Origin of the sequence: Azonexus sp. (genome assembly GCF_049652925.1) — a bacterium.
In the GTDB taxonomy this organism is placed as follows: domain Bacteria; phylum Pseudomonadota; class Gammaproteobacteria; order Burkholderiales; family Rhodocyclaceae; genus Azonexus.
Genome location: NZ_JBASFI010000013.1, coordinates 20,211 through 42,971 on the forward strand (window position 1 = coordinate 20,211; position 22,761 = coordinate 42,971).

At 61.9% G+C, this 22,761-nt stretch carries 19 protein-coding genes and 1 tRNA gene; 7 read left to right on the top strand and 13 right to left on the bottom strand.

All coding sequences use genetic code 11. From position 1 onward, the window contains the following. Window positions 1-5: 5 nt before the first annotated feature. The 7 genes from WBK19_RS05795 to WBK19_RS05825 form a co-directional block, all read right to left on the bottom strand. The gene (locus WBK19_RS05795; RefSeq protein ID WP_511287811.1) at window positions 6-590 is read right to left on the bottom strand and encodes a CBS domain-containing protein; all 585 of its coding nucleotides are present in this window, start codon (window positions 588-590) and stop codon (window positions 6-8) included. 167 nt (window positions 591-757) lie between these two features. Continuing rightward, a tRNA-Ala gene (locus WBK19_RS05800) sits at window positions 758-833 on the bottom strand. 110 nt (window positions 834-943) lie between these two features. Further along, window positions 944-1,930: an L-threonylcarbamoyladenylate synthase gene (locus WBK19_RS05805; protein ID WP_511287813.1), complete on the bottom strand. Its 987-nt coding sequence runs from the start codon at window positions 1,928-1,930 to the stop codon at window positions 944-946. A gap of 25 nt (window positions 1,931-1,955) precedes the next feature. Continuing rightward, entirely contained in the window at window positions 1,956-2,453 is a 498-nt protein-coding gene (gene purE, locus WBK19_RS05810) for a 5-(carboxyamino)imidazole ribonucleotide mutase (protein ID WP_494648292.1), read from the bottom strand. A 35-nt stretch (window positions 2,454-2,488) separates the two neighbouring features. Then, window positions 2,489-3,349 carry a bifunctional methylenetetrahydrofolate dehydrogenase/methenyltetrahydrofolate cyclohydrolase FolD gene (gene folD / locus WBK19_RS05815; protein WP_511287815.1) on the bottom strand — a complete coding sequence of 287 codons (861 nt, stop codon included), beginning with the start codon at window positions 3,347-3,349 and terminating at the stop codon, window positions 2,489-2,491. Between the two features lie 74 nt (window positions 3,350-3,423). Beyond that, window positions 3,424-4,047, bottom strand: a complete 624-nt coding sequence (locus tag WBK19_RS05820; RefSeq protein WP_511287817.1) for an indolepyruvate oxidoreductase subunit beta — start codon at window positions 4,045-4,047, stop codon at window positions 3,424-3,426. After that, on the bottom strand, window positions 4,044-5,921 hold the full coding sequence (locus tag WBK19_RS05825) for a thiamine pyrophosphate-dependent enzyme (RefSeq protein ID WP_511287819.1): 1,878 nt from the start codon (window positions 5,919-5,921) through the stop codon (window positions 4,044-4,046). Before WBK19_RS05825 ends, WBK19_RS05820 begins: the two co-directional genes overlap by 4 nt. Window positions 5,922-6,109: 188 nt before the next feature. Here WBK19_RS05825 and WBK19_RS05830 point away from each other — a divergent pair, with 188 nt between their 5' ends. The 7 genes from WBK19_RS05830 to WBK19_RS05860 all read left to right on the top strand — a co-directional run bounded on the left by WBK19_RS05830 (window position 6,110) and on the right by WBK19_RS05860 (window position 16,204). Beyond that, window positions 6,110-6,712: a cytochrome c oxidase subunit 3 family protein gene (locus WBK19_RS05830; protein WP_511287992.1), complete on the top strand. Its 603-nt coding sequence runs from the start codon at window positions 6,110-6,112 to the stop codon at window positions 6,710-6,712. A gap of 3 nt (window positions 6,713-6,715) precedes the next feature. Continuing rightward, window positions 6,716-7,012, top strand: coding sequence for a hypothetical protein (locus tag WBK19_RS05835; RefSeq protein ID WP_511287821.1), 297 nt, complete (start codon window positions 6,716-6,718; stop codon window positions 7,010-7,012). 188 nt (window positions 7,013-7,200) lie between these two features. Further along, entirely contained in the window at window positions 7,201-9,876 is a 2,676-nt protein-coding gene (gene aceE / locus WBK19_RS05840) for a pyruvate dehydrogenase (acetyl-transferring), homodimeric type (protein WP_511287823.1), read from the top strand. 15 nt (window positions 9,877-9,891) lie between these two features. Further along, window positions 9,892-11,532: a dihydrolipoyllysine-residue acetyltransferase gene (gene aceF / locus WBK19_RS05845; protein WP_511287825.1), complete on the top strand. Its 1,641-nt coding sequence runs from the start codon at window positions 9,892-9,894 to the stop codon at window positions 11,530-11,532. Window positions 11,533-11,544: 12 nt separating this feature from the next. Next, window positions 11,545-13,341, top strand: a complete 1,797-nt coding sequence (gene lpdA, locus WBK19_RS05850; RefSeq protein WP_511287827.1) for a dihydrolipoyl dehydrogenase — start codon at window positions 11,545-11,547, stop codon at window positions 13,339-13,341. A gap of 346 nt (window positions 13,342-13,687) precedes the next feature. Further along, a complete protein-coding gene (locus WBK19_RS05855; RefSeq protein ID WP_511287829.1) occupies window positions 13,688-15,592 on the top strand; it encodes a putative bifunctional diguanylate cyclase/phosphodiesterase in 1,905 nt (634 codons plus the stop codon). 126 nt (window positions 15,593-15,718) lie between these two features. Next, complete coding sequence (locus WBK19_RS05860; protein ID WP_494648301.1) at window positions 15,719-16,204, top strand: thioesterase family protein; 486 nt, start codon at window positions 15,719-15,721, stop codon at window positions 16,202-16,204. 152 nt (window positions 16,205-16,356) lie between these two features. Here WBK19_RS05860 and WBK19_RS05865 read toward each other — a convergent pair whose 3' ends face one another. From WBK19_RS05865 to WBK19_RS05890, 6 genes are all read right to left on the bottom strand, one after another. Next, window positions 16,357-17,013, bottom strand: a complete 657-nt coding sequence (locus tag WBK19_RS05865; RefSeq protein ID WP_511287831.1) for a PEP-CTERM sorting domain-containing protein — start codon at window positions 17,011-17,013, stop codon at window positions 16,357-16,359. Window positions 17,014-17,066: 53 nt separating this feature from the next. Then, complete coding sequence (locus WBK19_RS05870) at window positions 17,067-19,229, bottom strand: PhoX family protein (RefSeq protein WP_511287833.1); 2,163 nt, start codon at window positions 19,227-19,229, stop codon at window positions 17,067-17,069. A 482-nt stretch (window positions 19,230-19,711) separates the two neighbouring features. Then, a complete protein-coding gene (gene ppk2 / locus WBK19_RS05875; protein WP_511287835.1) occupies window positions 19,712-20,836 on the bottom strand; it encodes a polyphosphate kinase 2 in 1,125 nt (374 codons plus the stop codon). A gap of 57 nt (window positions 20,837-20,893) precedes the next feature. Beyond that, a complete protein-coding gene (locus WBK19_RS05880; RefSeq protein WP_511287837.1) occupies window positions 20,894-21,349 on the bottom strand; it encodes a SixA phosphatase family protein in 456 nt (151 codons plus the stop codon). 110 nt (window positions 21,350-21,459) lie between these two features. Continuing rightward, the gene (locus WBK19_RS05885; protein WP_511287839.1) at window positions 21,460-22,233 is read right to left on the bottom strand and encodes a class I SAM-dependent methyltransferase; all 774 of its coding nucleotides are present in this window, start codon (window positions 22,231-22,233) and stop codon (window positions 21,460-21,462) included. A 7-nt stretch (window positions 22,234-22,240) separates the two neighbouring features. Continuing rightward, the gene (locus WBK19_RS05890) at window positions 22,241-22,579 is read right to left on the bottom strand and encodes a hypothetical protein (protein WP_511287841.1); all 339 of its coding nucleotides are present in this window, start codon (window positions 22,577-22,579) and stop codon (window positions 22,241-22,243) included. Between the last annotated feature and the right edge of the window lie 182 nt (window positions 22,580-22,761).

The window sequence follows — 22,761 nt, forward strand, 5'->3', positions numbered from 1 at the left end:
CGGCATCACGGAGCCAGCGCCGCCTCGATTTCGGCAAAGGTGCTGGCCAGTTCGAAACCGAGCACCGGCACGCCGAGCTGGCGGCCGATGTTGGTCGCCGAGAAAACGCCGCGCACGCGTGGCAGACCAGTCGCCGCATCGACGTCCTCGACGAGAATATGCTGGCGGCCGAGGCGCTTCAGGGCATCGAGAATATCCACCACGCGCGCGTTGAGGACTTCCTTCAAATAGAGCGTATCGACGTGGCTGATCGACGTCATGAGCTCGGCCACCTTCAGCTCGTCACGCTTGCAGCCGCGCGCCGAGGCAACCTGCATTGGCTTCTCGCCGAGGATGTCGCGGGCGGTAATCAGCCCCTCCAGCCGGTCGCCGGCCCCCGTCACCATGAGCAGGCGAACGCCGCGCGCAATCATTTGCGCATTGGCCTCGACCACCGATGCGTCGGGCGCGATGACCACCACGCTGACTCGCAGAAAGTCAGTCATCGCCTCGATCGCCGGCGAGTCGGCGCCAATCACGTTATATCCGGAAGCACTCAGCGTAATGTTTTTGGAAATCTTGTGCGTTTGCACCTTGGGTACCAAAGTCATGTCTCGATCCTCCATCCGTTATTGTTTTGCGACCAAAGCTCTGTTGAGTCAGGCAACCTGACACGTACAAAGTATTCGGCGAATCGGATGGCAATACAAGCACCCCGAGGGAAATCCCTAATCCGGCGAGAAAACAAAAAAAGCCTGAAAAATCAGGCTTTTTGAGATGGTGGAGAGGATGAGGATCGAACTCACGACCTCCTGATTGCGAACCAGGCGCTCTCCCAGCTGAGCTACCCCCCCAACGAGGACCGATTCTAGCTCACTCCAATTTGCAGATCAAAGCGGCATTTTCATTCTGTGCCAACTTTCAATTTTGGCCGTTTTTTCCGGTTGACCGTGGGAGTCGGAATTTACGCCTGTCCGGCACCGGCAACGGCCCGGCGCAGGCGGTCGGCGACTGCGGCCCATGCTGGCTCGTCGGGCAAGGCTTCGACGGCGATCAGGTCGACGCCGGCGTGGTCCATGTCGCGCAGGGCGGCGTAGAGCTCGTGGGCGTAGCCGACCGGGTCGGCCGGCAGCATGCGCCAGGCGTGGGGCATGCCGGCGTGTGGGGGCTGGTTGGTGCTGATGACGCCGCAGCGGTCGCCTTTGTGGCGCTGGGCGTTGATGAAATCGAGCAAACGTTCGGACGACACCAGGCGCATCGGGGTTTGTGGCGCGTAGTGGGCGGCCAGCGAGCCGGAGACGCGCGGGGCGCCGTCGGCGGTTTCGATGGCCGGGCGGCGGCCGAGGACGGCTTCGAGATGGGCCGGGGCGATGTGGCCGGGGCGGAGGACGACGGGCTCGCCGCGCGAACAATCGACGATGGTCGATTCGATGCCGACCTTGCACGGCCCGCCGTCGAGAATCAGCGGCACCCGGTCACCAAGTTCTTCACGGACATGTTCGGCCGTGGTCGGGCTGATGCGGCCGAAGCGGTTGGCCGATGGGGCGGCGATGCCGGCATGTTCACCGGCGACGGCGGCAAAGGCACGCAGCAGGTCGAGCGCCACCGGATGGCCGGGAACGCGCAATCCAACCGTATCCTGGCCGCCGGTCACGACGTCGGGCACCCAAGCCTGTTTTTTGAGAATCAGCGTCAGCGGGCCAGGCCAGAAAGCTTCCATGAGTTCCCAAGCGACAGCGGGAACCTGCTCGGCCCAGTGGTCGACCGCGTCGTGGCCGGCGATATGGACGATCAGCGGATGATCGGCCGGGCGGCCCTTGGCGGCAAAAATCTTGGCAACGGCGGCCGGGTTGGCGGCATCCGCCCCCAGGCCGTAAACCGTTTCCGTCGGGAAGGCGACCAGCTCGCCGGCGCGCAGCAATTCAACAGCGCGCGTGTAGTCCTGAGTCATTGGCGAAAGCTGGTCGGAGTGGCGGTCAAGGCTGGTCGGGCAGCGTCTTGGACAGCACTTTTTCGGTCTGGCTCTGGCGGAAGCCGGCCAGCCTCTGGGCAATGGCTTCGTCGCTCAAGGCCAGCATGGCGACGGCAAACAGCGCCGCGTTGGTGGCACCGGCTTCGCCGACGGCAAAGGTGGCGACCGGAATACCGCCGGGCATCTGGACCATGGAGAGCAGCGAATCAAGCCCCATCAGGTGCTTGGACGGCATCGGCACGCCAAGCACCGGGAGTTGGGTCTTGGCGGCGAGCACGCCGGCCAGGTGGGCGGCACCGCCGGCCGCGCCGATCAGCACCTTGATGCCGCGCTCGGCAGCGGTAGAGGCATAGTCAAGTGCCTGATCCGGGGTGCGGTGGGCTGAAAGCACCTTGGCTTCGTAGGGAATATCGAGGTTCTTCAGGGCAACAGCGGCGGCGCGCATGATCGGCCAGTCGCTGTCCGAACCCATGACGATGCCAACGAGGGGCTTTGTGCTCATGTTGTAAATCCTTCAGTTAGAGATGGAAAGATGCCTTAGTCAGCCAGCGCTGCTTTTCGTTCCGCAGCTTCGATCGTATTTGCCAGCAGCATCGTGATCGTCATCGGCCCAACGCCGCCCGGGACCGGCGTGATCTGGCCGGCAACCTCAAGACAGCTGGCGAAATCGACGTCGCCACACAGCTTGCCGTCCGGAAGGCGGTTGATGCCGACGTCGATGACGACAGCGCCCGGCTTGACCATGTCGCCGGTGACGAATTTTGGCTTGCCGACGGCAGCGACCAGAATGTCGGCGCGGCTGGTGTGGAATTTCAGGTCTTTGGTGCGCGAGTTGCAAACGGTGACCGTCGCCCCGGCGTTGATCAGCAGCAGCGCCATCGGCTTGCCGACGATATTGGAACGGCCGATGACGACCGCTTCCTTGCCGGTCAGATCGACATTGCCCTTCTCGAACATCTTCATGACGCCGTAGGGCGTGCACGGGATGAAGCGCGGATTGCCCTGGGCCAGCGCACCGACGTTTTCGGCGTGGAAGCCATCGACGTCCTTCTCGGCAGCAATCGCCTCGAGCACAGCTTCTTCGTCGAAATGCTTCGGCAGCGGCAGTTGGACGAGGATGCCGTGGATGTTCGGATCAGCGTTCAGTTCGGCGATCTTGTCGAGCACCGTCGCCTGATCGACCGTGGCGTCGTAAGTGATCTTTTCGGAGTGCATGCCGATGGCCAGACAGCCATTGACCTTGTTGCGGACATAGACCTCGGAAGCCGGGTCGGCCCCAACCAGAATGACCACCAGACCGGGTTTGTGGCCCTTGGCGGTGAGCGCCTCGACGCGTGCCTTGAAACCCTGGCGCAGTTCTTCGGCCAGCGCCTTGCCGTCAATAATTTGAGCTGTCATCGTCGCATCCAACTGAAAAGAAAAAGGGGAAAGGCGGCGGCCTTTCCCTTTGAATTGGCGCGTATTTTAGCAGATTACGCCGCGGCAGCTTCCGCTTCACCGACTGCTGCGCGACCAGCTTCAAAAGCGCGGCGGTTCAGTTCTACCAGTTTTTCGCCCTTGCGCTGGAAGCGCTTGAGCACGCAATCGAGCAGCACCTCGGCGCCAAACGGCAGGTGATCGGCAATAGCGCCCAGCATTACTGTGTTGCCAAGGCGGATGTCGCCCAGATTCTGCGCGATGGTCGTGGCGTCGAAAGCGACGACCTTGTTGCCGGATTTCCTGATCTCGGCCAGCGGATCTTCCGGGTAATCGAACAGACCGAGTTCGACGACCGGCGGCACCAGTCTGGCGGTGTTCATGAGCGTGATGCCGCCCGGCTTGAGCATATGCTGCCAGCGCATCGCTTCGGCCGACTCGAAGCCGAGCAGGACGTCAGCGGTCCCTGGCGTGATCTGCGGCGACAGGACGCGCTTGCCGAAACGCAGGTGCGACGAAACAACGCCACCACGTTGCGCCATGCCGGCGACTTCGGTTTTCTTGGCGTCGTGGCCTAGCGCGATGGCCGCTTCGGCGAGGATTTCGGTCGCCGTCATGACGCCCTGGCCGCCGATGCCGACGACGAGGATGTTGGTGCAGGTGTTTTCAACAACGCTCATGCTGCGCAGCCTCCCTTGGTCACCAGCTGGATCGGCGAGGTCTGCACATGATGGACAATGGCCTTCGGCGCACAGGGCTGGACACACAGGCCGCAGCCGGTGCACACCGAGGTTTCGATGCGCACGAATGCCAGATCGACCTCGCGACCGCTCGGTTTGACTTCCTTGCCACGGCGCGTGACGTGAATGGCCGGGCAGCCGACGTCGATGCAATTGCCGCAACCCGTGCACTTGTCGTCGATGACTTCGAACGGCTTGAGCTTGTGGTAATCCTTGACCAGCACGCAGGGCTGGTCGGTGATGATGACCGACACATCGGGGACCTTGACCTCGTCGCGAATGGTCTTGAAGAGCACCGGCAACTCATACGGATTGACGACGTGGATGCGCTCATCCTTGACGCCCAGCGCACTGACCAGCTTGGCGAAATCGACGCGCGGCGCTTCTTCACCGTGAATGCCGTAGCCGTTGCCCGGATTGTTCTGGCCGCCCGTCATGCCGACGGCTCGGTTGTCGAGCAACAGCACGGTGACATTGCCCTTGTTGTAAACCATGTCGAGCAGGCCCTGCATGCCCATGTGCAGGAAGGTCGAATCGCCGATCACGGCAACGATGCGCTTGTCCTTGTCGGCCTCGCCACGGCCCTTGTCCATGCCCAGCGCGACGCCCATCGAGGCGCCCATCGAGACGCAGGTGTCGAGGGCGTTCCACGGGTGTCCTGCGCCCAGCGTGTAGCAGCCGATATCGCCCGAGATATTGAGATTGCGCACTTGCGACAGCGTGTAATAGACGCCGAGGTGCGGGCAGGCGACGCACATCGTCGGCGGCCGCGGGAAAACCTGCAGCGGGGCCAGCGCGGTCTTTTCCGGAATCGGCTCGCCGAGCAGCTTGGCGATGGCCGGCTTGAGCACGTTGGGCGACAACTCGCCCTGCAGCGGCAGGATTTCCTTGCCGATGACTTTCAGGCCTTGCGCCTTGAGTTCGGTTTCGACCAGCGGTTCAACTTCTTCGACGATGACAACCTGGTCGACCATGGCCGCCAGTTCGCGGCATTTCTCGAAAGGCACCGGGCAGGAGAAGCCGAGCTTGAGGACCGGCGCATTCGGGAAGGATTCCTTGACGTGCATGTAGGCCGGGCCGGAGGCGATGAAGCCAACGCGTTTGTCGGAGCCATCCTCGATGAAATTCAGTTCAGAGGTTTCGGCCAGCTCGCGCAACTTGATGTCGCGCGCAAACATCAGCGGAATGCGCTTGCCGGCATTGCCCGGCACCATGACGAAGCGGGCCGGTTCCTTCTTGAAACCGGCGCCGACGTACTCGTTCCGCTCGCCGACGATGACCAGCGACTTAACGTGGTTGATCCGCGTCGTCATGCGCAGGATGACCGGCACCTGGAATTTTTCGGACAGCTCGTAGGCGTACAGCGTCATCGCGTACGCTTCCTGCGAATCGGCCGGCTCGAGCACCGGGACGTGGGCGAAACGGCCCCAGTAGCGTGAGTCCTGTTCGTTCTGCGACGAGGACAAACCGACGTCGTCGGCGATGGCGATGACCAGCCCGCCGACCACACCGGTCAGGGTCAGGGTCATCAGCGCGTCGGAGGCGACGTTCATGCCGACATGCTTCATGCAGCAGAACGAACGGGAACCGGCATAGGCGGCACCGATGGCAACTTCTAGCGAAACCTTCTCGTTGACCGACCACTCGGCATAGAGATCGGGGTAGCTCGAAATGACTTCGAGCATTTCGGTAGACGGCGTGCCGGGATAAGCGGCCGCAACTTTCACGCCGGCCTCCCAGACAGCGCGGGCGACTGCTTCGTTACCGGACATCAAAACCCGGCTTGCTGCGGGTACAGGCATGACTGCCGCCATGTCGACTCCTCGATCATTTGGACTAAAGCCATACATTATAAAAGGGCATTCCTGCGGCAACTTGATACAACGCAATTCGCCGGGGTATTTTTTTCGTGTCGCATCAGGGCATGGTGAAAGCCGTTGATGAACATCAAGGCCAGCCCCGCCCGCCCCCGGAACAATGGCCGCTCATCGACACCTCGACCATGACCGCCGCCACCCTCCCCGCCGAACCGCCCCCCGCTGCCGAAACCCCATTCCGTATCCCCGGCAACAAGGGCATCTGGGCCGGCATCACCTGCGAGTTCGTCGAGTTTGGCGTACTTTTCGCGGTGTACTTCATCGCCCGCGCCCATTTCCCGGAGGCCTTCCACGACGGCGCACAACGCCTGTCGGTCACCGCCGGAACGGTGATCACGCTGCTCATGATCACCAGCAGCTATTTGATCGCCTGCTCGGTGAACGCCATCCGTCAGGACAAGCATCGCTCTGCCATCATCTGGCTGGTCGCCGGCCTGATTGTCGCGCTCGGCTATCCGCTGACCAAGGCGCTCGAAATCGGCTGGAATCTGGCGCACGGCATCAATGGCGAATCGGGCATTTTTTTCACGGTCTATTACTACCTGACCTTCACCCATCTGGTGCACGCCACCTGGGGCATCCTCGGCATTCTCTGGGTCCTCGCCCGGCTGAGTTTCCGCGGCTATTCGTCCGAAGACTACGCCGGGCTCGAAGCGCTGGCCTGCTACTGGCACGCCACAGACATCATCTGGCTGGTCATTTTCCCGCTGTTCTACGTACTGGCCTGAATGATGAATTTCAAAATTGATCATTTTTTCCGGTTGACCGTGGCATGGCTGGCGCTGGTCGCCCTGACGCTGGCCAGCCTCGGCCTCAGCGAGTGGTTCCGGGAGGTGAGCTGGCTACCTTTGCTGGTCGCCGCCATCATCTGGATCAAGGGCGTCGTGGTTGCCCGCTGCTTCATCGAATCGCAGCTTGCCCACCCCTTCATCGCCCGCGTTCTCAAGGTCTTCATCGCCGCCTCACCGCTCGCCCTGATCGCCACCGCCTTCTTCGGCGGCACGCTGGCCCGCTGGGCCACGCTCTAACCTCCCCGTTGTAAATCTGCAAAAAAACTCGTGGTACGTGCTTGTACTTATTGCACGATGCGAATTTTGTTTTTACAATGCGAAACGCGAATTAGGGTAAATACGGGTTCGCTAACAGAACTGCAAGCAGTTAAAGTTGTCTTGCTCAACAGGCAAAACAGAATCACATTCAAACCAGGAGACAAACCATGGCCGAACAACCGAACAAATTGCCTGACCCCGCTGACATAGATCCGCAGGAAACCAAAGAATGGATTGACGCCCTCGGCGGCGTCCTCGTCAACGAAGGCGCCGACCGCGCCCATTACCTGATCGAGAAGCTGATCGGCCAGGCCCGCGAAGACGGCATTGATCTGCCCTACTCCGCCAACACCGAGTACATCAACACCATCCCGGCTGACCAGCAGCCCAAGTACCCAGGCAATCCGGATATGGAAATCAAGCTGCACTCCTATATCCGCTGGAACGCCATGGCCATGGTCGTGCGCGCCAACAAGGACACCAACGTCGGCGGCCACATCGCCTCCTTCGCTTCGGCCGCCGCCCTCTACGACGTCGGCTTTTCGCATTTCTGGCGCAGCATCAATGACCCGTCCGGCGGCGACCTGATCTTCTTCCAGGGCCATTCCGTACCCGGCGTTTATTCCCGCGCTTTCATGCTCGGCCGCCTGAGCGAAGAACAGATGGACAACTTCCGTCAGGAAACCGGCGGCAAGGGCATTTCGTCCTACCCCCACCCCTGGCTGATGCCGGATTTCTGGCAGTTCCCGACCGTTTCCATGGGCCTCGGCCCGATCCAGGCCATTTATCAGGCCCGCTTCATGAAGTACCTCGATTCGCGCGGACTGGCCAAGGCAGGTGATCGCAAAGTCTGGGCCTTCCTCGGCGACGGCGAGACCGACGAAGTTGAATCGCTCGGCGCCATCGGCATGGCCGGTCGCGAGAAGCTCGACAATCTGATTTTCGTCATCAACTGCAACCTGCAGCGCCTCGACGGCCCGGTGCGAGGCAACGGCAAGATCATCCAGGAACTCGAATCCGAATTCCGCGGTGCCGGCTGGAACGTCATCAAGCTTGTCTGGGGTACGCAGTGGGACACGCTGTTCCAGCGCGACAAGAAGGGCATCATGAAGAAACGCATGATGGAACTGTGCGATGGCGAGTACCAGACCTTCAAGGCCAAGAACGGCGCCTACGTTCGCGAACATTTCTTCAACACGCCAGAATTGCGCGAACTGGTCGCTGACTGGACCGACGACCAGGTCTGGAACCTGAATCGCGGCGGCCACGACATCTTCAAGATCTTTGCTGCCTACGACCGCGCCATCAAGACCAAGGGTGCCCCAACCCTGATCCTGGCCAAGACCATCAAGGGTTTCGGCATGGGCCAGGCCGGCGAAGCGATGAATACCTCGCACCAGCAGAAGAAGATGGACAAGGAGCAGATCGGCCGCTTCCGTGACCGCTTCAACCTGCCGGTGCCGGACGACCAGCTCTACGAACTGCCTTACCTGAAGTTCGCCGAAGACTCGCCGGAATACCAGTACATGCTCCAGCGTCGGGTCGACCTCGGCGGTTTCCTGCCGCAGCGCCGCCGCAAGGCCGAGCCGCTCGCCATCCCGTCGCTCGACACGTTTGCCGCGCTGTTGAAGGCATCCGGCGAAGGCCGCGAGTTGTCCACGACCATGGCCATCGTCCGCATCATGAACATGATGTTGAAGGACAAGAATGTCGGCAAGAACGTCGTGCCCATTGTGCCGGACGAATCGCGCACTTTCGGCATGGAAGGCATGTTCCGCTCGGTCGGCATCTGGAATCAGGAAGGCCAGAACTATGTTCCGGAAGACCATGACCAGCTGATGTTCTACAAGGAGTCGAAGACCGGCCAGGTGCTGCAGGAAGGCATCAACGAGTCCGGCGCAATGAGCGACTGGATCGCCGCCGCCACCTCGTATTCCGTCCATAACGTCCAGACCATTCCGTTCTACATCTGCTACTCGATGTTCGGCATGCAGCGCGTTCTCGACCTGTGCTGGGCGGCTGGCGACCAGCGCGCCCGTGGCTTCCTGATCGGCGGCACAGCCGGTCGCACGACGCTGAACGGCGAAGGCCTGCAGCACGAAGACGGCCATAGCCTGATCCTCTCCAACCTGATCCCGAACTGTGTTTCCTACGACCCGACCTTCCAGTATGAAGTCGCCGTGGTGACCCAGGACGGCATGCGCCGTATGTTCCAGGAGCAGGAAGACGTTTTCTATTACCTGACGGTAATGAACGAGAACTACGAGCATCCGGAAATGCCGGTTGGCGCCGAAGCCGACATCATCAAGGGCATGTACTCCTTCAAGAAGGGTGGCGAATCCGCCGGCCCGCGCGTTCAGCTGCTCGGTTCCGGCACCATCTTCCGCGAAGTCATCGCCGCCGCCGACCTGCTCAAGCAGGACTGGGGTGTCGAATCCGACCTGTGGGGCTGTACCAGCATGAATGAACTGGCGCGCAACGGTATCGATACCCAGCGCAGGAACATGCTGCATCCGCTCGAAGAGCCGAAGCTGTCGCACGTCGAAGAGAAGCTGGCAGGCGCCAAGGGCCCGGTCATCGCCTCGACCGACTACATCAAGCTGTTCTCCGAGCAGATCCGTCCCTTCGTCAAGGCTCCGTACGTCACGCTGGGCACCGATGGTTTCGGCCGTTCGGATACCCGCGAGAAGCTGCGTCATTTCTTCGAAGTCGATCGTCACTGGGTGACGCTGGCCGCCCTCAAGGCGCTGGCCGACAACGGCGAAATCAAGCGCGAAGTGGTTGCTGCCGCTCTGGTCAAGTACAACCTTGACCCGAACAAACCCAACCCGATGTCGGTTTAATCAGGGAGAGACAACATGAGCCAAATCATTGAAGTCAAAGTCCCCGATATCGGCGATTTCGCCGAAGTGCCGGTGATCGAGTTGTACGTCAAGGTCGGCGACAGCATCAAGGTCGACGACGCCATTGCCACGCTGGAATCCGACAAGGCAACGATGGATGTGCCTTCCACGGTCGACGGCGTCATCAAGGAAGTTTTGGTCCAACTCGGCGCCAAGGTCGGCGAAGGTAGCGTTCTGATCAAGGTTGAAACGGGAGGTGCCGCTGTTGCCGCACCTGCCGCCGCCCCCGCACCGGCGGCCCAGGCCGCTGCACCGGCACCCGCGGCAGCACCGGTTGCCGCTGCACCGGCAGCGGGTGGTGGCGTGGTTGAGGTCAAGGTGCCGGATATCGGCGACTTCGCCGAAGTCCCGGTGATCGAGTTGTACGTTAAGGTCGGCGACAGCATCAAGGTTGACGATGCCATCGCCACGCTGGAATCCGACAAGGCAACGATGGACGTACCGTCCACCGTCGCCGGCACGGTCAAGGAAGTGCTCGTCCAACTCGGCTCCAAGGTCGGCGAAGGCACGGTTCTGATCAAGGTTGAAACGGGCGCTTCGGCTCCGGTTGCCACGCCGCAAGCTGCTGCTCCGGCGCCTGTCGCTGCTGCCGCAGCCCCGGTTGCCGCGCCCGCCGCTGCTCCGGCTGCTGCCGCACCGGCGGCACTGGCCCCGGCTCTGGCTGTCGGTTCCAAGGTTCACGCTTCGCCGTCGGTCCGCGCCTATGCCCGCGAACTCGGCGTCGATCTGAACAAGGTGCCGGCCACCGGCCCGAAGAACCGCATCGTCAAGGAAGACCTGACCAAGTACGTCAAGGGCGTCATGTCCGGCGCCGTTGCCGGCCCGGCTCCCGCTGCTGGCGGCGCCAGTCTCGGCGGCGGGCTCGATCTGCTGCCCTGGCCGAAGGTCGATTTCGCCAAGTTCGGCGAGATCGAGGTCAAACCGCTATCGCGCATCAAGAAGATTTCCGGCCAGAACCTGTCGCGCAACTGGGTGATGATCCCGGCCGTGACCTACCACGAAGATGCCGACATCACCGACATCGAGGCCTTCCGCGTGCTGCTCAACAAGGAAAACGAGAAGGGTGGCGGCGCCAAGCTGACCATGCTGGCTTTCCTCATGAAGGCTTGCGTCAAGGGCCTGCAGAAATTCCCGGAATTCAATTCCTCGCTCGACGGCGACAACCTGGTGCTGAAGAAGTATTTCAACATCGGCTTTGCGGCCGACACGCCGAACGGCCTGGTCGTCCCGGTGGTCAAGAACGTCGACAAGAAGTCGGTCTTCGAACTGGCGCAAGAGTCGGGCGAACTGGCCAAGCAGGCCCGCGACGGCAAGCTCAAGCCGGCCGATATGTCCGGCGCCTGCTTCACGATTTCCAGTCTGGGCGGCATCGGCGGCACCTACTTCGCACCGATCGTCAATGCACCGGAAGTCGCCATCCTCGGGGTCAACAAATCGGCCATGAAGCCGGTCTGGGACGGCAAGGCATTCGTGCCGCGCCTCGTCCTGCCGCTCTCGCTGACCGCTGATCACCGCGTCATCGACGGGGCGCTGGCCACCCGCTTCAACGTCTACATCGCTCAGCTGCTGGCCGACTTCCGTCGCGTCGCTCTGTAAGGGGAGATCACCATGAGCAATCTGGTAGAAGTCAAAGTCCCCGACATCGGCGATTTCGCCGAAGTGCCGATCATCGACCTGTTCGTCAAGGTCGGCGACAGCATCAAGGTCGATGACGCGATCTGCACGCTGGAATCCGACAAGGCGACGATGGATGTGCCGTCGCCGGTCGCCGGTGTGGTCAAGGAAGTGCTCGTTCAGCTCGGTGCCAAGGTCGGTGAAGGCGCCTTGCTGATCAAGGTTGAAAGTGGCGCTGCTTCCACGGTCAACCCGGAAAATGCGGCAAAAACGGAAACCCAGGCCGCGGCGCCAGCCGCCGCTCCGGTCGCCGCTCCGGTCGCCGCTCCGGTCGCCGGCAGCCATGCCGGCGGTGCCGACATCGAGTGCGAAATGCTCGTCCTCGGCGCCGGCCCCGGCGGTTACTCCGCCGCCTTCCGCTCGGCCGACCTCGGCATGAAGACGGTCATCGTCGAGCGCTACGCCACCCTCGGTGGCGTCTGCCTCAACGTCGGCTGCATTCCGTCCAAGGCGCTGCTCCACGTCGCCGCGGTCATGGAAGAAGCCCAGCACGCCAGCGATCTCGGCGTCACCTTTGCCGCCCCGACGGTCGATATTGACAAGCTGCGCGCCCACAAGGACAAGGTCGTCGGCAAGCTGACCGGCGGTCTGGCCGGCATGGCCAAGGGCCGCAAGGTCGACATCGTGCGCGGTTTCGGCACCTTCCTCGACCCGCATCACATCGAGGTGCAGGAAACCACCGGTAGCGGTCAGGACACCACCGGCAGCAAGAAAGTCATCAAGTTCCAGAAATGCATCATCGCCGCCGGTTCGGCTGCCGTGCATCTGCCCTTCATCCCGAAGGATCCGCGCATCGTCGATTCGACCGGGGCGCTCGAACTGCGCTTCGTGCCGGAGAAGATGCTGGTCATCGGCGGCGGCATCATCGGCCTCGAAATGGCCACCGTCTATTCGACGCTGGGCACCAAGGTCGATGTCGTCGAAATGCTCGACGCGCTGATGCAAGGCCCGGATCGCGACGCGGTCAAGGTCTGGGAAAAGCAGAACACGCATCGCTTCGACAAGATCATGCTGAAGACCAAGACGGTTGCTGTTGATGCCAAGGAAGATGGCTTGTATGTCACCTTCGAGGGCGAAGGCATATCAGCCGAGCCGGTCAAGTACGACATGATCCTGCAAGCAGCCGGCCGCTCGCCGAACGGCAAGAAGATCGGTGCCGAGAAAGCCGGCGTCGCGGTGACCGACCGTGGTTTCATCAACGTCGATGCCCAGATGCGCACCAACGTGCCGCACATCTTCGCCATCGGCGACGTCGTCGGCAATCCCATGCTGGCCCACAAGGCCGTCCATGAAGCCCACGTCGCAGCCGAAGTCGCGGCGGGTCACAAGGCCGCCTTCGACGCCACGGTGATCCCCGGCGTTGCCTACACCCACCCGGAAGTGGCGTGGGTCGGCTACACCGAGGATCAGGCCAAGAAGGAAGGCCGCAAGGTCGAGTCTGCCAAGTTCCCGTGGGCAGCATCCGGTCGCGCCATCGCCAACGGCGCCGAGTACGGCTTCACCAAGCTGATCTTCGATGCCGAAACGCATCGCGTCATCGGCGGTGCCATCGTCGGCCCGAACGCCGGCGACATGATCGGCGAAGTCTGCCTAGCCATCGAAATGGGCTGCGATGCCATCGATATCGGCAAGACCATCCACCCGCACCCGACGCTGGGTGAAACGGTGGGCATGGCGGCGGAAGTGGCACATGGGACCTGTACGGATGTACCGGCACCGCGAAAAAAATAGCCAGGAAACCTGATGCGGTTCTGAATCACATCAGACTCCGACAAATCGGCCGAACCCCACGCAAGTGGCGTTCGGCCGATTCGTTTCCGTCGACATCCTGAAATGGAAAAAACAGGCACGGCACTCTCGTCCGCCCGGCCCGGGACGCAAAACTGGCGGCCAGCACCGGCATCTGCAGGCCGAATATGCCAAGCCCCGCCATGCCGTGCACATACCTCGATGACACAAGGGTTTCCGGGGTTTTGCCGGAGTTGACCGTTGCCGGAACAGGGGGAGATACTGCGGCAAAAGCTTCCGGCGCGAGTTGCCAAACGCCCTGCCAGGAAACCAGAATCACCCCGGAGACATGTCGATCCATTCCCTGCACCAACTACTCCCCGGCCCGGGCAATCGCGGCATCCTGGCGCGCCTGGCTCTGCTGGCGCTGCTTGGCATACTCCTCCCGCTGCTCTGGTGGTGGGAATCGTCGTTCGTCATGCGCGGCGGTCTGGCCCTGCTCATCGCTTTCGGCGGCTACGTTGTCCAGGCTCAGTTGCGCCAGCTGTGGGCCACGCAGCGCGCCTATAGCCTGGCCATGGCAGCGGCGCATGACGGCTTCTGGTCGTGGGACCCGGTCAGCAAGCGCCTCGAAGTCGGCAAGCGGCTGCTGGAAATTCTAGGTTACCGCGACAATTTCCTGCCCGACACGCATGCCTGGCTGGAACTGGTCCATGCGGACGACCGCTCCCATTACAACCGGACCGTCGCCGAGCACCTGAAGGGCCATACCCCCTACTTTTACTGCGAGTACCGGGTCCGTGCCAGCAGCGGCCAGTACCGCTGGATCGCCTCGCGCGGCATCGCGGTGCGCGACCGTCACGGTGTCGCCTACCAGATGGCCGGCTCGGTTACCGACATCACCGAACGCAAGCAGCACGACGAGCAACTCGCCTTCATGGCCCAGCATGACCCGCTGACCGGCCTGCCCAATCGCTTGCTGCTCGCCGAGAAACTCTGCGATGCGCTGCACCAGGCAACGGCCCGGCAAGAACGTGTCGCCCTGCTGTTCATCGATCTTGACCGTTTCAAGGACATCAACGACTCGCTCGGCCACCGGCTGGGCGACAGCCTGCTCCAGGATGTCGCCGGGCGCCTGCGCGGCGGCCTCGGCCCGACCGACACCCTGGTCCGCCAGGGCGGCGACGAATTCATCGTGCTGCTCACCGGCATCAGCGACGGCGCGACCGCCGAAGCCCGCGCCCGCGATTTCCTCGAACGCCTGAACCAGCCCTTCGTCACCGATGGCAACCAGCTGCACGTCGGCGCCAGCATCGGGCTCAGCCTGTACCCGGACGACGCCGCCGATGCCGAACAACTGTTGCGCGACGCCGATACCGCGATGTACGTGGCCAAGCGTCATGGCGGCGGCCAGGTGGCCCGCCACACGCCGGCGATGAAGGAGCGCGTGCTGCAGCGCGCCTCGATCGAATTGCGCCTGCACCGGGCCATCGAGCAACAGGCTTTCTCGCTGCACTACCAGCCCAAGTTCGACACTGCCAGCGGCCGCCTGCTCGGCGCCGAGGCCCTGCTGCGCTGGCAGGACAACGGCCAGTGGATTCCGCCCGACCGCTTCATCTCGGTAGCTGAGGAAACCGGCCTGATCATCCCCATCGGCCACAGGGTACTGACCGAGGCAATCGCCTGCCTGGCCCGCTGGAACGGCCTGTCGCCAACGCCGCTGCACATGGCCATCAACCTGTCGGCCCGCCAGTTCTGGCCCGGCGACCTGACCGAGACGGTAGCCGCGCTGTGTGCCGAACACGGCGTCGCCTGCGGGCAAATCGAGCTGGAAGTCACCGAGTCGATGCTGCTGCAGGCCGAGGGCAACCACGTCGACATGCTCCACGCCATGCGCACCCGCGGCTTCCGCCTGGCCCTGGACGATTTCGGTACCGGCTATTCCTCGCTGTCCTACCTGCACCGCCTGCCCTTCACGAGCCTGAAAATCGACCGCAGCTTCGTCACCGCCCTGATCGACGATGCCGGTAACTTCGCCGGCGGCAGCGCACTGGTGCCGGCGATCATCACCATGGCCCACAACCTCGGCCTCGAAGTCGTCGCCGAAGGTGTCGAAACGGCTGAGCAACTGGTGCTTTTGCGCGACTTTCACTGCGATATCCACCAGGGCTACCTGAGCGGCCGGCCGATGCCGGAAGCCGACTTCGTCCAGCGCTTCCTCTTCCCGCCGACGCCCCCCGCCAGCCGGAACTGATGATCGACGCGGCGCACGGCACCTGCACCGACGTCCCGGCACGGCGCAAAAAGTAAGCTGCGTTAAAATTGCGTTCGACTTGGCCGACGGCAACCCCGTCGCCCGTTTTAATGTCTATCGGACCCAATGACCTCGACACCGCCCCGCCGCTCTCCTGAAGAGCAAAAGCACCTCGAAATCACGCTGCGTTATGTTTTCGAGCACCGCCTCTGTTTCAACGAACTCCTCGGTTTTCGCGTTGAATCACTCGATCCGGCAGCGCCACAAATCAGCTTTGCCATGCGCCAGGACCTGATCGGCCATTATCAGCACGGCCGCCTGCACGGCGGCGTGATCGCCACCGTTCTCGATACCGTCGGCGGCCTGGCCGTGACCGTGGCCGTTGCCGAAAAATTCAACAGCGAAAGCACTGACCAGGTCAGCCATCGCTTTGGCCGCATCGGCACCATCGACCTGCGCACCGACTACCTGCACCAGGGCGTCGGCAAGAAATTCACCGCCACCGGGCGGGTGACCCGTCTCGGCGGCCGCATCGCCTCGGTGCAGATGACGCTGGAGAACGAAACCGGCCTGCTCATCGCCACCGGCGGCGCCTCATACGTCATCAGCTAGGGCTGAACCGGCCTCGGCCGCTGCACCTGCCACGGTCAACTAGGAAAAACAGCCAAAACTGAAATGCCATTTGCAGTAACGACAAAGGCCGGAATCTTCCGGCCTTTGTCGTTACTGCAGGGCAAGCCCTGCAGCCTGGAACGCCTCTGTCGTCAGGCGCGGACGCTGCGACGACGAGCGACAACGCCCATCAAGCCAAGACCGGCGAGCAGCATGGCGTAGTTTTCCGGCTCGGGAACGGCTGCCGTGAAGGTCAGGTTGTCGAGCACGACGCCGTCGCCGGAGATACTGACGCGGGCGATATTGGCCGCATCGCTGACATAGCCGAAGCTCTGGAACTGGTCGTAGGTCGTACTGCCAAACGGCGAGAAGATGAACTTGGCCGTTTTCAGCAGGCTGTCGTTGGCATCGTAATAACGCGCCGTCAGCATGGCGGAACCATCGGTATCACCCAGCTCCTCGTAGATGCTGTAATCGAAGGCTACGCCATTGGTCGGCGCGGCAAAGCTGATGTTCATGGTCATTTGACCGACAACGTCAAACGAGACGAAATGGTTGCCGGCACCCCACGCACCGTTTTCACCAAGATCGGCAATGTTCTGGCCGACAGTGTAGTCATTGTTGGCCGTGAGCGAACCGCCGGCGAAATTGTAGATGTCGCCGCCGAGCAGGTTGAGGCCATCTTCGTTTTCGAAGTCGATGACGGTCTGCGTGGCTGGTACATCGGCGCGATCGACGATCACGGCGGCGTGCGAGGCGGCGGAAGAAATCGCCAGCAGCAGGCCGGCGATCAGGTTGAACTTGTTCATTGATTTTCCTTTATCGAATTAACCCCGGCTGGCGCCGGGGCTGGTTCAAAAACTCAGGCGCCGACGATGCCGCCGTCGTCCTTGGTGATGACCACGACGCCGCTACGCGGACGGCCGCCCGGCAACGGGGTGCCGTCGGCACGCGTCGCCCACTGGCTGGCCGGCCAGTTGGACAGCGCGGTCGGATTGGCGGCAACGGCGTCTTCACCGGGGTGCTGGATGCCGACAAACAGGGTCTTGCCATCCGGCGTCATGGTGATGCCGGTGACTTCGCACTTGTTCGGGCCGGTCAGGAAGCGACGGAACTCCTTGCTCACCGGGTCGGCACAGGACAGGCTGTTGGCGCCGATGTTGACCCAGTCGCCGGTGCCGTTGCCGGCCTGGTCGGTCTGCACCCAGAGGCGGCCGAACCAGTCGAACCACAGGCCGTCCGGCGCACCGATATCGGCTGAGCCGTTCGGATCGTCGTTGATGTTGCCCTTGTAGTCGTTGGTCGGCTTGACCGTCTTGGTCGTCGCGTTGTCGCCGCACTGAACGAAGATGTCCCAGCCGAATTCGGTGGCGAGCACCGACTGGCCGGCTTCGCGCCAGCGGATGATGTGGCCGTAGCGATTGTCTTCACGCGGGTTGGCGGCATCGACCGGCGGCCGTGCGGAAGCAGCCATCGTCGAGCCATCGGTCTTGTTGGACGAAGCGGTGGTCGTGCCACGGCGATCGTTGTTGGTCAGCGTGCAGTAGATTTCGATCTCGTCGTTGCCGTTGAGGGGCGGACGGGCGCCGGTCCATTCCGGGCGGTCCATCATCGTGGCGCCCAGGGCATCGGCCGCCATGCGGGTCTTGATCAGGATCTTGGCCTGGACTTCGGCATCGTCGGCCCCGGCAAAGTTCGGGTTGTCGCGCAGGGCAACGCCATCAAGGCCGATGCTGTCCGGCGTCAGCGGCAGCCAAGTGCCGCTCAGGTCAGCATTGAAGCGGGCGACGTAAAGCGTACCATGGTCGAGCAGATCGCGGTTGGCGGCACGGTTGCCCGGGTTGTACTTGTCGGCACAGACGAACTTGTAGATGTACTCGTTCTTTTCGTCATCACCCATGTAGAAAGCGAGATTCTGGGCGCGGTCAACGACGTATTGGGCGCTCTCGTGCTTGATGCGGCCGAGTGCGGTGCGCTTGACCGGCACGCTCTTCGGATCCGTCGGATCGACTTCGACAACCCAGCCGAAGTGGTTGCTCTCGTTCGGGTTGACCGCCAGATCGAAGCGCGGATCGGCGGTGTGCCAGCGATAACCAAAACCGGCGGCAGTGACGCCATAGCGGTTGTAGAGCTTGCCGGCTTCGGTGGTAACAGCCGGCAGGGGTGCGTTGGCGCCGAAGTTGCCGTTCCAGTTCTCTTCGCAGGTCAGGTAGGTGCCCCAGGGGGTAATGCCATGGGCGCAGTTGTTGATGGTGCCGAAAGCCTTGAAACCGTCGGTGCTGTTGCCGGTGACGACCGAGCCGGTCGGCGCGATGTTGAACTCCCGGGTCTTCATCAGGGCGTGACCGGCGGCCGGGCCGGCGATGCGCATCGGCGTGTTGGCAGTCAGCCGACGTCCGTAAACAGAGCCCTTGACGACGCTCCAGTTGCCGTTGATGCGGCGGATTTCGGTGATCGAAACGCCGTGCGCGGCCTGCGACTTGCGGCACTTTTCAATGCTGTAGCCGCTGCTGCCAACCTGGCCGTCCGGGAAGAGGACTTCTTCGTGGGTGTATTCGTTATTGGCGCACAGGATGCCGCGGTCGTTGAGGACCTGGCCACGGCTCGGGAAGGGGAAGAAATGCATGCCGTCGGTGTGCATGCCGTACTGCATGGCCTGCTCGGCGGCGGTATTGCTGGCATCAGCCTTGTAGGCAGCTGCCCCCGGCATGATCGGGTCGCCCCAGGAAACCAGGGCCTTGACGGTATGACCGGCCGGCACGGTGACCTTGTCAGCAACCGGCGCCAGGCTGGGCGGGATGCTTTCGAAACCGATGCCCACCACCGGGCCGGCCACAGCTGCCTCAACGGTACCGACAATACCGGACAGGGTCAGGCCACCGGCCGCAGCCAGCGCGCCGGCACTGGCCGAACCCTGGATGAAGCGGCGACGGCTGACTTCGACGCGGCCGATGATATCGATGATCGATTCGTTGCCTGACGGATTGATCGTCAGATCGTTCCTTGGATGCTTGCTGCCTTTCATGACATTCCTCTCAAAATTGTGACTCGACCATCTCTCATCGTCGGGTGGGGGGCGGGACCATGGCGTCACCAATGCGCCGATTCAAACCGGGAAAATCCATTGGGGGTGACCATACAATTTCGATTCTGGACAACAATTATTACCCGATCATTTCACCAAAGTTGATAGTCGGTGATCCGTTCGGACTACGCAAAGGCTTCGCGGATACGCTTGCTGTCACGCCAGGATGATGGTGATTGTAGGAATCCCGGAAAGAACGTTCGGCCGACCAGCAAGGTAGTCCGCACCACTTGATCGGCAAAAAAATACGGCCACCGGACGGAATCCATCCCGGTAGCCGTATTGCCTTGGTGCAGATGACGCTGAAAACCAAATCTGCCGGCTCAATGATGCCGGCGGCGAGAATTCCACGGTCAACCGGGCTTGCTACGGTCTACCGTAAAAATCGGCCAAAAATGAAATGTGGTTGGCCGCGCCGAAGCCTACAGAATCGGCAGTCCCTGCTGCTCGCCGCGCTCGTAAACCACATTGGCGCGGCCGACGATGAGCGGATCGAGATTGCCGATGCGGTCGGTGTCCTTGTTGTTGTACGGCAGCTTGTGCAGCACATAGCGCATGGCGTTCAGTCGCGCCCGCTTCTTGCAGTTCGACTTGATAACCGTCCATGGCGCATCGGCGGTATCCGTGTGGAAGAACATCGCCTCCTTGGCCTTGGTGTAGTCGCCCCACTTGTCGAGCGAAGCCATGTCGATCGGTGACAGTTTCCACTGCTTGAGCGGATGCACCTTGCGCTCGCCGAAACGGCGACGCTGCTCTTCCTGACTAACCGAGAACCAGAACTTGATCAGGTGCGTGCCGTTGCGCGCCAGCATGCGCTCGAATTCCGGCGCCTGACGGACGAACTCCGCATACTCCTGGTCTGTACAGAAACCCATGACCCGCTCGACGCCGGCCCGGTTGTACCAGGAGCGGTCGAACATAACGATCTCGCCATTGGTCGGCAGATGCTGCACATAACGCTGGAAATACCACTGGCCGCGCTCCATCTCGCTCGGCTTCTCGAGCGCCACGACGCGGGCGCCGCGCGGATTCAAATGTTCCATGAAACGCTTGATGGTGCCGCCCTTGCCCGCTGCATCGCGACCTTCAAACAGAATCACGACCTTCTGTCCGGTCTCCTTGACCCAGGCCTGCAGCTTGAGCAACTCGACCTGCAGGCGATATTTCTGCCGCTCGTAATTGCGGCGCTGCATCAGGTTCTTGTAGGGGTAGCCCCCGTCGCGCCAGTCCTTGACCAGCTCGTCGTCCGCATTGACCGGCAGCTCTTCTGCCAAGCCCCCCTGTTGCCTGAGCAAACCGCGAAGCAGGGCGGCGGACTCTTCCGGTGACATACCGGCAATCACATCGCGCATCGCCCCCATTTTTGATGCCTGGGCACCTTCAACCGCAGCGCGCACGGTAAACCCCTCAATTCCTTGCTCGGTCAGCACGGGCGGCACATCGCCCTGCGCTACCTGGCGCCGGCGACTGGTGCGGGGCACCGGCTTGGCTGCTTCAGTGACAAGCTTTTTCGGCTCTGCAGCTATCCTTTTTTTTCTGGTGACCATCTCTCTCTCCATCAATCGATGTAAAGAGTTTATTTCACGGCAAAGGCGCTGCCTTGTCTAGTCCAACATTTCAACCGGAATGACCGCGCGCAGCACGGTCTGCGTCTCGCCCCGACGAACGCGGTTGCTCAGCCACCACAGGGCACCCTTCTTGATGCTCCATTCGGACTCATGTCCGGCCAGCAACAAGGACGCCATACGCCCGAGCGAAGGCTGATGGCCGACGATCAGCACCGAGCCCTGGGCAGAGGGCCAGCCGGATGCCGCGATCAGCTCGGAAACGCAGGCCTCCGGCCCGATCTTGCGCATCGTTTCGAAGGGCAGCTTCAAGGCTTCGACCGTCTGCTGGGTACGCACCGAGGGACTGGAAATTATGCGCAGATCCTTGGGTTGATGGGCCAAAATCCAGGCCGCCATTGTCCGCGCCTGTTTTTCACCGCGCGAAGTCAGACGCCGCTTCAAGTCGTCCTCACCATCTTCCGCTTCAGCGTGGCGCCACAGCAGCAATTCCATGATCGCCTCCTCAAAAGTCCGCATTATGCTCATCAAGTGTTACCACCTGATTTCAATATAGCGAGTTTCCCAGAGTCACGGTCGGCAGCAAAACAATTGCCAAACAATCGCTACCTGGCCTTCAAGGCCTTCTTGGGATAAATATCATAGCGGCTGGACTTCCCCTCGAGCACATAACCCGGCGGCTGACCATCGACGCTCGGCGCCTTGCGCGGCCGCTTGACGACGACGCGATGCGTCGCCAACCCGAGCGCAGCCTGCAGCAGTTGCGCCGCATCATCGTCGCCCCCGACCAGCGGACGAAAAACGCGCATTTCCTTTTTGACCAAGGAACTCTTGTCCCGATGCGGAAACATCGGATCGAGATAAATGACCTGGGGTGGCTCAACGGACCAATCCCGGATCAACTCGATGGCATTGCCAAGGCGCAAATCCATGCGCTCAATGATCGGCGCCACCTCCGGATCGACGAGCGCCCGCCCCAGACCGTCAGCCAGCAAGGCCCCGATCAGCGGATGGCGCTCAATCAGAGTGATGGAACAACCCAGTTGGGCAAGGAGAAAGGCGTCGCGCCCCAAACCGGCCGTCGCATCAAGAACCACCGGCCGCACCCCGGACTGGATGCCGACCGCCTTGGCAATCATCTGGCCATTGCCGCCGCCATGCTGACGACGATGTGCCACCGCCCCTTCGAGGAAATCAACCCGTACCGGCCCCGCCGCATCCGGCCCCAGCTCCTGCAACTGCAAGCCATCAGCCCCCAGTTGCAAAGCAAACTCAGCCTCCCCCACCTGCGGCAAACCCAGCGCCTCGGCCAGCCCGGCAACCCGGTCGACAAACTCCGGCGCCAGGGCCTCGATGCGAACGTTTGCTGCGGTACTCAAGTCGTCCTCAGACCTTGGGCGTCCCGGCATCAGAAGGTGCAACGTCAGCCGCGGACGGGCTCAACACCGCATCCTCGCCGGAAGCATTGCCAGCCTTCTCGGCCAGCTTCTGGCGACGTTTTTCCTCCTGCTTGGTTTTCTTGGCGAGATCTCGTTGGCGCTTTTCGAACTGGTAGTTTGGTTTGGCCAAGAGGCCTCCTCTAGTCGCCAAAAATGGCGTGGAATGCAGGTTGGGAAAACAGGTGAAGAAAGAAGTCAGCGCCACGATAATAACCGGCACGAGAACCACATTCCACAATGCAAAACGCCAACCACTGAGGGTTGGCGTTTTTTCCTTGAGATCCAAGGATGAATTTGGTGGCCAATCGCGGAATCGAACCACGGACACGCGGATTTTCAATCGCGCCAATGGCCCAAAATCATACGCAACAACCAATCCATTCAATCACTTAGCGCGCACGCAACCGCATTGAAACGCAGCAGAACGCAGCCAATCGGCACCCGAAGTCTCAGAAAAGTCTCAGAAAT

Excerpts from the sequence above, each read along its gene's own strand:
- folD (WP_511287815.1), bottom strand. The coding sequence starts at position 3,349 with ATGACAGCTCAAATTATTGACGGCAAGGCGCTGGCCGAAGAACTGCGC.
- aceE (WP_511287823.1), top strand. The coding sequence starts at position 7,201 with ATGGCCGAACAACCGAACAAATTGCCTGACCCCGCTGACATAGATCCG.
- WBK19_RS05865 (WP_511287831.1), bottom strand. The coding sequence starts at position 17,013 with ATGAACAAGTTCAACCTGATCGCCGGCCTGCTGCTGGCGATTTCTTCC.
- ppk2 (WP_511287835.1), bottom strand. The coding sequence starts at position 20,836 with ATGGTCACCAGAAAAAAAAGGATAGCTGCAGAGCCGAAAAAGCTTGTC.
- aceF (WP_511287825.1), top strand. The coding sequence starts at position 9,892 with ATGAGCCAAATCATTGAAGTCAAAGTCCCCGATATCGGCGATTTCGCC.
- lpdA (WP_511287827.1), top strand. The coding sequence starts at position 11,545 with ATGAGCAATCTGGTAGAAGTCAAAGTCCCCGACATCGGCGATTTCGCC.
- WBK19_RS05870 (WP_511287833.1), bottom strand. The coding sequence starts at position 19,229 with ATGAAAGGCAGCAAGCATCCAAGGAACGATCTGACGATCAATCCGTCA.
- WBK19_RS05805 (WP_511287813.1), bottom strand. The coding sequence starts at position 1,930 with ATGACTCAGGACTACACGCGCGCTGTTGAATTGCTGCGCGCCGGCGAG.
- WBK19_RS05830 (WP_511287992.1), top strand. The coding sequence starts at position 6,110 with ATGACCGCCGCCACCCTCCCCGCCGAACCGCCCCCCGCTGCCGAAACC.
- WBK19_RS05880 (WP_511287837.1), bottom strand. The coding sequence starts at position 21,349 with ATGGAATTGCTGCTGTGGCGCCACGCTGAAGCGGAAGATGGTGAGGAC.
- WBK19_RS05795 (WP_511287811.1), bottom strand. The coding sequence starts at position 590 with ATGACTTTGGTACCCAAGGTGCAAACGCACAAGATTTCCAAAAACATT.
- WBK19_RS05825 (WP_511287819.1), bottom strand. The coding sequence starts at position 5,921 with ATGGCGGCAGTCATGCCTGTACCCGCAGCAAGCCGGGTTTTGATGTCC.
- WBK19_RS05860 (WP_494648301.1), top strand. The coding sequence starts at position 15,719 with ATGACCTCGACACCGCCCCGCCGCTCTCCTGAAGAGCAAAAGCACCTC.
- WBK19_RS05835 (WP_511287821.1), top strand. The coding sequence starts at position 6,716 with ATGAATTTCAAAATTGATCATTTTTTCCGGTTGACCGTGGCATGGCTG.
- WBK19_RS05820 (WP_511287817.1), bottom strand. The coding sequence starts at position 4,047 with ATGAGCGTTGTTGAAAACACCTGCACCAACATCCTCGTCGTCGGCATC.
- WBK19_RS05855 (WP_511287829.1), top strand. The coding sequence starts at position 13,688 with ATGTCGATCCATTCCCTGCACCAACTACTCCCCGGCCCGGGCAATCGC.
- purE (WP_494648292.1), bottom strand. The coding sequence starts at position 2,453 with ATGAGCACAAAGCCCCTCGTTGGCATCGTCATGGGTTCGGACAGCGAC.